The sequence below is a fragment of the Burkholderia sp. HAN2018 genome, from assembly GCF_024704855.1.
GTDB classification, from domain to species: domain Bacteria; phylum Pseudomonadota; class Gammaproteobacteria; order Burkholderiales; family Burkholderiaceae; genus Burkholderia; species Burkholderia cepacia.
Genome location: NZ_QOBB01000279.1, coordinates 1 through 8,126 on the forward strand (window position 1 = coordinate 1; position 8,126 = coordinate 8,126).

Here is an 8,126-nt window from a genome sequence, read left to right on the forward strand (position 1 = left end):
CGTGCTCGTGTCGGCCGGCGTGCACGGCGACGAGACGGCGCCGATCGAGCTGCTGTCGATGCTCGTGCGCGATCTCGCATCGGGCGCGCTGCCGCTCGCGTGCCGGCTGCTCGTCGTGCTCGGCAACGTGCCGGCGATGCGTGCCGGCGAACGCTATCTCGACGACGACCTGAACCGCCTGTTCAGCGGCCGTCATGCGCAGGTGCCCGCCAGCCGCGAAGCACCGCGCGCCGCGCAGCTGGAAGCGGCTGCCGCCGCGTTCTTCGCGGACGCGCCGGCCGGCGCCGCGCGCTGGCACATCGACATGCATACGGCGATCCGCGCGTCGGTGTTCGAGCAGTTCGCACTGCTGCCGCACACGGGCACGCCGCCGACGCGCACGATGTTCGAATGGCTCGGCGACGCGCGGATCGCGGCCGTGCTGCTGCATACCGCGAAGGGCAATACGTATTCGCATTTCACGGCCGAGCACTGCGGCGCGCTCGCGTGCACGCTGGAACTCGGCAAGGTGCGCCCGTTCGGCCAGAACGACCTGACGCGCTTCGCACCGGCCGATCGCGCGGTGCGCAAGCTCGTGTCGGGCGCGGGAGGAGATGCGGTCGTGCAGGGCGATCATCCGCCGCTGCCGCGCGTGTTCACGGTGATCGACCAGATCACGAAGCAGAGCGACGCGCTGGAGCTGTTCGTCGCGGCCGACGTCGCGAACTTCACCGCGTTTGCACGCGGCACGGTGCTCGCGCAGGACGGCGACTACCGCTACACGGTGACGCACGACGAGGAGCGGATCGTCTTTCCGAACCCGACCGTGAAGCCGGGCCTGCGCGCGGGCCTGCTTGTCATCGACACGACGCGCGAGACGATCGCGGCGCTCATTTGAGCGCATGTCCCGACCGGCTGCTGATTGCGCTGCCGCGACGGCACGCGGCCCGCGCCTGACCCGCAACCTGTCGGCATCCCGTCGTCGTCGCCCGCAAGCCGGGGGCCGACGGCACGCGCCCCGGCTTGCGTATTTGCGACACCGTTTTGCAAGTTCGGCGGATCGCCTGACCGGCGCCGCGCACGCACCGCAGCATCGCGCGACGTCGCCCGCTTTGCCATATCGGGCCGCGCGGATTGGTACAATCGCGGCCTTGCGGCTGTTGCGCCGCATCACGGCGTGGCATCGCGATTGTCGTGGTCATCCGACCCTGCAATGATGCAAGCGCCCGTAGTTCCGGAACATTCGAGTATCGAGGAGAGCACCTGATGAAGTTGGATTGGCGTAAAGTGGCCGCGCATGCGGCGGTGGCGGCATCGGCGGTGGCGGCAGGCAGCGCGTTTGCCGCGGATCTGAAGGAGATCCGTTTCGGCGTCGAAGCCTCGTACGCGCCGTTCGAATACAAGACGCCCGACGGCAAGCTGACCGGCTTCGATATCGACATCGGCAACGCGGTGTGCGCGAAGCTGAAGACGAAGTGCGTGTGGGTCGAGAACGACTTCGACGGCCTGATCCCGGCGCTGCAGGCGCGCAAGTTCGACGCGATCAACTCGGACATGACGATCACCGACCAGCGCAAGCATGCGATCGCGTTCACCGATCCGATCTACACGATTCCGAACCAGCTGATCGCGAAGCAGGGCAGCGGCCTGCTGCCGACCCCGCAATCGCTGAAGGGCAAGCGCGTCGGCGTGCTGCAGGGCACGATCCAGGAAGCGTACGCGAAGAAGAAGTGGGCGCCGGCAGGTGTCGAGGTCGTGCCGTACCAGACGCAGGATCTGGCCTACGCCGACCTGAAGTCCGGCCGTCTCGACGCGACGTTCCAGGACGCGGAAGCCGGTTCGAAGGGCTTCCTGGCGAAGCCGCAGGGCCAGGGCTTCGCGTTCGCGGGCGGTACCGTGAGCGACGCCGAGATCCTCGGCTCGGGCGTCGGTTTCGGCCTGCGCAAGAACGACGCGGCGTTGAAGACCGCGCTCGATCAGGCGCTGAAGGACCTGAAGGCCGACGGCACGATCGACAACCTCGCGAAGAAGTACTTCAGCGTGCCCGTGACGCTCAAGTAAGCGTTGCGTTCGATCGCACGATGCAAGCAAACCGGCCGCTCATGCGGCCGGTTTGCTTTTGCAGGCGGGGAACGGTGTAAAACAGGATGCGAAACAGGGTGTGAAACCGCCGAAAACGGCGGGGAGCGGCCGGCGCCGCGTCACGCCGGAAAGAACCGGCCCAGTTCGCGCGCGAGCTCGTTGAGCACGCCCATCTCCTGCTGCGTGATCTTGCGCGCGGGCTGCGCGCCGGCCCAGTCGCCGTACAGCAGCGCGACGGTCGTCGTGCCGACGCGCACGGGCAGCAGCACGAACGCGCGCGTGTCGTCGAACGCGTCGAGATACCATGCGGGCAGGCGCTTGAGCATCTTCGGCTCCCGTGCCTGCTCGATGAAGATGCCGACCGAGTTCGAGATCGCGAGATGAAACACGTCCGGCTCGAAGCGCTCGTCGAAGCGCAGCCGGTCGAGCATCGTATCGACGCCGGGGCCGAAGCCGAGGCGCGCGGCGAACATGCCGTCGTCGTGACGCACGAACATCACGGTGCGCGTGAACGCGAGGCCGGCCAGCAGGCTTTCCGACGCGAGCGCGAGTACCGGCGTCAGCACGTGCTCGGACGGCAGCGCGCGCAGGTCCGCGAGGCCGGCTTCGAGGCACGCCTCGGGCTCGGCCTGCGCGCGCGCGATCGCATCGGCGTTCGCGCGCAGCTCGACGATCTCGCGCATCATGGTGTCGCTCGCTTCCTCGCGCGCGAGCCGCTCGGCGATCTCGACGAGCGCGTCGGGTTCCATGCCGAGTTCCGCGCCGTAGTGCTGCGCGAGCGCCGCGATGCGCGCGTCGCGCTGCGGGCTCGCGGGCATCACGAGCGCGCCCGCGACGTCGGTCGAGCAGCGGCTGATCTCGCGCAGCCAGCGGACGCGTTCGGTCGGGCCGTCGTCGGACACCTCGCCCGCGTCGAGGTCGTCCTCGTCGTTGCCGAACGCGTCGGTGCGGACCACGTGGTCGTGGTCGGCCATCCCCGCGCGGATCACGTCGGGCAGCCGCCAGCGCGCGGCCGCCTCGAGCCCGATCTCGTCGAAGCCGACGCCGAGCACGTCGATGCAGGCGGCCGCTTCGTCGCCGTTCAGTTCGGCCGCGCGGCGGCGGATCCGGTCCCATTCGCTGTCGAGATAGCAGACCACGAGCAGCTTGCCGACCTGGCGCATCAGCGTGCAGACGACGGCTTCCTCGCCCGCGCGCAGCTCGACGCGTTCGGTGAGCTTGCGTGCGACGCAGCCGGACAGCAGCGCGCGGTTCAGTTCGAGCTTCGCGTCGATGCGCCGCGGCGTGCTGTGGTGGAAATGGTCGACGAGCTTGAGCCCGACGACCAAATGGCCGACGGCATCCATGCCGAGCACCATCAGTGCGCGGGTCACGGTCGTGATGTTGCCGCCGAACGCCATGTACATCGCGGAATTCGCGAGCCGCAGCACTTTCTGCGTGAGTGCGAAGTCCGACAGCACGACGCGCACGAGCGCGGTGAAGTCGAGGTCGTCGTTCTTCATCGCGGCCATCGTCGCGCGCAGCGATTCCGACAGCAACGGGAAATCGCCCCGTTCGTTCATCCGGGCCCACAGCTTGTCGAGCAACGCGGTGCGGGGCAGGTGTTCGGTGATTGACATACGGATCTGTCCGGTTCGCCGCGCGTCAGGCGGCGGCGTGCAGGTGCAGCTGATGGGCCTCGAAGCGCCGCGCAAGCTCCTCGGACGGCAGCGCCTGGCAGACGAGCCAGCCCTGGATATGGTTGCAGCCCATTTCCGTCAGCAATTCGCGCTGCGCCTCGGTCTCGACGCCTTCCGCGACGAGCTCGAGATCGAGCGTCTGCGCGAGGCCGACCACGGCCGACACGATCGCGCGGTCGTTGCGCGAGGTCAGCAGGTTCTCGACGAAACTGCGATCGATCTTCAGCTTCGCGAGCGGGAAGCGCTGCAGATACGCGAGGCTCGAATAACCGGTGCCGAAATCGTCGATCGCGAAGCGGATGCCGAGATCGGTCAGCTCCTCGAGCAGCCCCTTCGCCTGCGCGGGATCGTGCATCAGCAGGCTTTCGGTGATCTCGAGCACGATGCGGCGCGGGTCGATGCCCGTCAGCGCGATCGCCTCGCGCACGCTTTGCGTGAAGCGCGGGTCGCGGAACTGCTGCGGCGACACGTTGACCGCCACGTACTGCAGCGCGAGCCCCTGGCCGTCCCAGGCGACGAGCTGCATGCACGCGGCCTTGAGCACCCAGTTGCCGAGATAGTTGATCAGGCCGATCGATTCGGCGAGCGGAATGAAGGTCGCCGGCGGCACGAGGCCGTGCACCGGATGGCGCCAGCGGATCAGCGCCTCGACGCCGACCACCGCGCCCGACTGGCTGCGCGTGATCGGCTGGAAATGGAGCGAAAACTCGCCGTTGCGCACGCCGTCGTACAGGTCGGCTTCGAGCTTCAGCCGTTCGGCGTCCGCCGGGTCGTCGACGGGCGCGTGGAACGCGAGCGCGTTGCCGCCCGACGCCTTCGCCTGCGCGAGCGCGTGATCGGCACGGCGCAGCAGCGGGCTGTGGTGCTGCGCGCGATGCGGGGCGGCGCGCTCGTCAGGGTAGAGCGCGATGCCGATGCTCGCGGACAGGTGCACGGTCTGCCCCTGGTACACGTAAGGCTGGCGCACCGCGGCCTGCAGCCGGCGTGCGAGTGCATCGGCGGCATTGCTCGCCTGCGTGCGGTCCGGCGCACTGAGCACGACCGCGAACTTGTCACTCGCGACGCGCGCGAGCTGTTCGTTCTGCGTGACGAGCGCCTTCAGCCGCTGCGCGGTTTCGCGCAGCAGCGTGTCGCCCGCGTCGTAGCCGAGCGCGCGGTTGATCCGCTGGTAGTCGTCGAGGTCGAGCAGCAGCAGCGCCGCGCAGGTGCCGCCCTCGTCGGCGGCCTGCTGCGCGCGCATCAGCGCGGGCACGAGCGCGGACAGGTTGTCGAGGCCCGTCATCGGGTCGTGGTGCATCTCGTAGGTCAGGCGCGCCTCGAGCGCGCGCCACGACGACACGTCGAACGCCGCGATCGCGAACCCGTCCACCCCATGGTGGCGGCTCTTGAACGCGCGGATCTCGACGTCGAGCGGGTAGGTCAGCGATTTCACGATGCACATCGTCGCCTTCTCGACCTGGCCGGAACGCGCGGCGCGCGCAAGCAGGCCTTCGAGCGCCGCGGTATCCTGTTCGGCGATCAGGTCGCGCAGCGTCAGCGTGTGTAGGTAGTCGCGGTGGTAGCCGATGAAGCGCAGGCTCGCGTCCGACACGTAAAGAAAACGCAGTTCGCGGTCGACATGGGCGAGGAAATCCACCGTGCCAACCGTCTGTTCCAGCCAGTTGCGTACGGAGTCGTCGCGGCGCGGGGCGCCGGCGCGCGCGGGCATCAGCGCGCCGCCCGACCAGGCGAAGCGGCGCAGCGTATGCAAGGCGCTGCGCCAGGAGCCCTTGCGTGACGTCTGTTTCCTGTTGGCTTCCATGTTTCTCGCTGACGTGAAGGGCTGGAACCGGTTGTCCGGAAGGAATAACGGCAGACTGTGCGGAATCTTTAACGGGCCGGGCGCGGATGGCGCTGCCGCGGGTCCGAATTGGTCACGCAAGTGTTCGACAGGCGAACGCCTGCGTGGCCCACATCGAGGCTGACTTTATAAGAAATGAGGATGCAGATGAAGCGAAAACTGTTGCTGGGCGCCGCCGTGGCGGCGCTGGTGGCCGGTCATGCACTGATGGCGCAGGCGGAACTGAAGCCGGGCGCCGCGGCGCCCGATTTCACGACGCAGGCGTCGCTGGGCGGCAAGACCTACACCTACGCGCTCGCGGACGCGCTGAAGCAGGGGCCGGTCGTGCTCTATTTCTACCCGGCTGCGTTCACGAAGGGCTGCACGATCGAGGCGCACGCGTTCGCGGACGCAGTCGACCGTTACAAGGCTTACGGCGCGACGGTGATCGGCGTATCGGCCGACAAGATCGACACGCTGACGAAGTTCTCGGTGAGCGAGTGCCGGAGCAAGTTCCCGGTCGCGGCCGATCCGGACGCGAAGATCATCCGGGAATACGACGCGAAACTGCCGGCGATCGACCGCGCGAACCGCGTGTCCTACGTGATTTCGCCGGAAGGGAAGATCCTCTACGAATACACGAGCATGTCGCCCGACAAGCACGTCGAGAACACGCTCGCCGCCGTGAAGGCGTGGGCCGACGCACATCCGAAGCAGTAAACGGGCACCGGGGCACCGGGGCACCGCGTGCGTCAAGCGTCGAGGCGGCCCGTCGTGCGGGCCGCCGGTACGGATCGGCGCGCCGCCGCGCGGCGGCGCGTGTGAGGGCGCTAGGCGCGCAAGGCCTGCTCGATCGGCACGCTGCCGCCGACGAAGCCGACGATCTTGCGCGAGATGCCGAGCTTGATCGCCTCGATCGCGGCCCAGGCGACGTCCTGGCGTGACACGGGCGGGGCGCCGTCGAACCACGCGTCGGTCAGCGCGATCTTGCCGACGCCTGGGTCGTCCGTAAGCGGGCCGGGGCGCAGGATCGCGTAGTCGACACCCGACGCGATCACGCGATCGTCGCCTTCGCGCTTCATCTGCGAATAGTGGCGCAGCGCGTCCGGGCCGAGTTCGGGCCGGTACGCGGACAGCGAGCTGATCACCACGAGCTTCTGCGCGTTGTAGGCCAGCGTGTATTCGGCCGCACGGGCGACCGCGTCGCGGTCGACCTGCTCCTCTTCGGCCGCGCCTTCCGATTCGGCCGAGCCGGCTGCGTAGATCACGTGCGTGATGCCCTGGAATGCGTGCGAGAAATCGTTCGTCAGATCGGCCTCGACTACCCGCGCGCCCGCCAGCGCATAGCCGTGCCGGCGCACGAGCGCCGTGACCTCGAACTCCGGCTGCTTGAGCAGCAGATCCGCGCAGGCCTGGCCCGTTCGGCCGGTCGCGCCAATCAGCAGTACCTTCGTCGTCATGAAACCGCTCCTTGCTCGATGCGTCGTCCTCCCAGATAGGGACGGACGACCGATAACTCAAGTGTAATGTCGATTTGCCCGTGCGGCGGGTGTGTATTAAGGGGCGTACCGGCGACGGGCCTTCCTGCCGCCATTCGTTCACACGGATGCGGGAATGACGCGCCGAACGGCTATCATGTGCGCGATGCATTTTTCGCCGCTACGTCATACAACGCAGCGGCCCACCGGTTGGAGTACACATGGCATTACCCCTGGACAACGTCAGCATGGCCGTGTTCTGCGACTTCGAGAACGTCGCGCTCGGCGTGCGCGACGCGAAGTACGAGAAGTTCGACATCAAGCCCGTGCTGGAGCGCCTGCTGCTGAAGGGCAGCATCGTCGTGAAGAAGGCCTATTGCGACTGGGATCGCTACAAGGGCTTCAAGGCGTCGATGCACGAGGCGAGCTTCGAGCTGATCGAGATTCCGCACGTGCGCCAGTCGGGCAAGAATTCGGCCGACATCCGGCTTGTCGTGGATGCGCTCGACCTCTGCTACACGAAGTCGCACGTCGATACGTTCGTGATCATCAGCGGCGACTCGGATTTTTCGCCGCTGGTGTCGAAGCTGCGCGAGAACGCGAAGAAGGTGATCGGCGTCGGCGTGAAGAAATCGACGTCGGACCTGCTGGTCGCGAACTGCGATGAATTCATCTTCTACGACGATCTGGTACGTGAGCAGCAGCGCACGCTCGCGAAGCGCGAACAGCAGCAGCGCGCGGGCAACGGCGGCGCGAAGCGGCCGGACGAGCCGGCGGCGTCGCGCAAGCACGACCTGGACGCGCGCAAGGCCGAGGCGATCGCGCTGGCCGTGGAGACGTTCGACGCGCTCGCGTCGGAGCGGGACGATGTCGGCAAGATCTGGGCGTCGGTGCTGAAGAGCGCGATCAAGCGGCGCAAGCCGGATTTCAACGAGTCGTACTACGGATTCCGCGCGTTCGGCAACCTGCTCGACGAGGCGCAGGCGCGCGGCCTGCTCGAAGTGGGGCGTGACGACAAGTCGGGTGCGTTCGTGTCGCGGGCACGCCAGTCGGCGGCCGCGGAGCAGGTTGCGCAGGCCGGCGAAGGCG

The 8,126-nt window shown here is 67.8% G+C and carries 7 protein-coding genes; 4 read left to right on the forward strand and 3 right to left on the reverse strand.

Going from position 1 to position 8,126, the window contains the following annotated elements:
• On the forward strand, positions 1-877 hold an 877-nt coding region (gene astE, locus DPV74_RS36510; RefSeq protein ID WP_119338955.1), incomplete at its 5' end, for a succinylglutamate desuccinylase.
• Between the two features lie 368 nt (positions 878-1,245).
• Complete coding sequence (locus DPV74_RS36515; protein WP_027787964.1) at positions 1,246-2,040, forward strand: ABC transporter substrate-binding protein; 795 nt, start codon at positions 1,246-1,248, stop codon at positions 2,038-2,040.
• 140 nt (positions 2,041-2,180) lie between these two features.
• On the opposite strand, the gene DPV74_RS36520 is transcribed toward DPV74_RS36515, so the two are convergent.
• Both DPV74_RS36520 and cdpA read right to left on the reverse strand, forming a co-directional pair.
• Positions 2,181-3,680: an HDOD domain-containing protein gene (locus DPV74_RS36520; RefSeq protein ID WP_027787963.1), complete on the reverse strand. Its 1,500-nt coding sequence runs from the start codon at positions 3,678-3,680 to the stop codon at positions 2,181-2,183.
• Positions 3,681-3,705: 25 nt separating this feature from the next.
• Positions 3,706-5,448 carry a bifunctional diguanylate cyclase/phosphodiesterase gene (gene cdpA, locus DPV74_RS36525; protein ID WP_205571972.1) on the reverse strand — a complete coding sequence of 581 codons (1,743 nt, stop codon included), beginning with the start codon at positions 5,446-5,448 and terminating at the stop codon, positions 3,706-3,708.
• 279 nt (positions 5,449-5,727) lie between these two features.
• On the opposite strand from cdpA, the gene DPV74_RS36530 reads away from it, so the two are divergent.
• Positions 5,728-6,279: a peroxiredoxin gene (locus tag DPV74_RS36530; protein WP_021161764.1), complete on the forward strand. Its 552-nt coding sequence runs from the start codon at positions 5,728-5,730 to the stop codon at positions 6,277-6,279.
• A 110-nt stretch (positions 6,280-6,389) separates the two neighbouring features.
• On the opposite strand, the gene DPV74_RS36535 is transcribed toward DPV74_RS36530, so the two are convergent.
• The gene (locus tag DPV74_RS36535; protein WP_027787962.1) at positions 6,390-7,019 is read right to left on the reverse strand and encodes an NAD(P)H-binding protein; all 630 of its coding nucleotides are present in this window, start codon (positions 7,017-7,019) and stop codon (positions 6,390-6,392) included.
• A gap of 239 nt (positions 7,020-7,258) precedes the next feature.
• Between DPV74_RS36535 and DPV74_RS36540 the strand changes: the two genes are divergently transcribed.
• The coding region (locus tag DPV74_RS36540) for an NYN domain-containing protein (RefSeq protein WP_119338957.1) at positions 7,259-8,126 on the forward strand (868 nt) is incomplete at its 3' end.

Coding starts and splice junctions, on each gene's coding strand:
- DPV74_RS36515 (WP_027787964.1), top strand. CDS start 1,246: ATGAAGTTGGATTGGCGTAAAGTGGCCGCGCATGCGGCGGTGGCGGCA.
- DPV74_RS36520 (WP_027787963.1), bottom strand. CDS start 3,680: ATGTCAATCACCGAACACCTGCCCCGCACCGCGTTGCTCGACAAGCTG.
- DPV74_RS36530 (WP_021161764.1), top strand. CDS start 5,728: ATGAAGCGAAAACTGTTGCTGGGCGCCGCCGTGGCGGCGCTGGTGGCC.
- cdpA (WP_205571972.1), bottom strand. CDS start 5,448: ATGCCCGCGCGCGCCGGCGCCCCGCGCCGCGACGACTCCGTACGCAAC.
- DPV74_RS36535 (WP_027787962.1), bottom strand. CDS start 7,019: ATGACGACGAAGGTACTGCTGATTGGCGCGACCGGCCGAACGGGCCAG.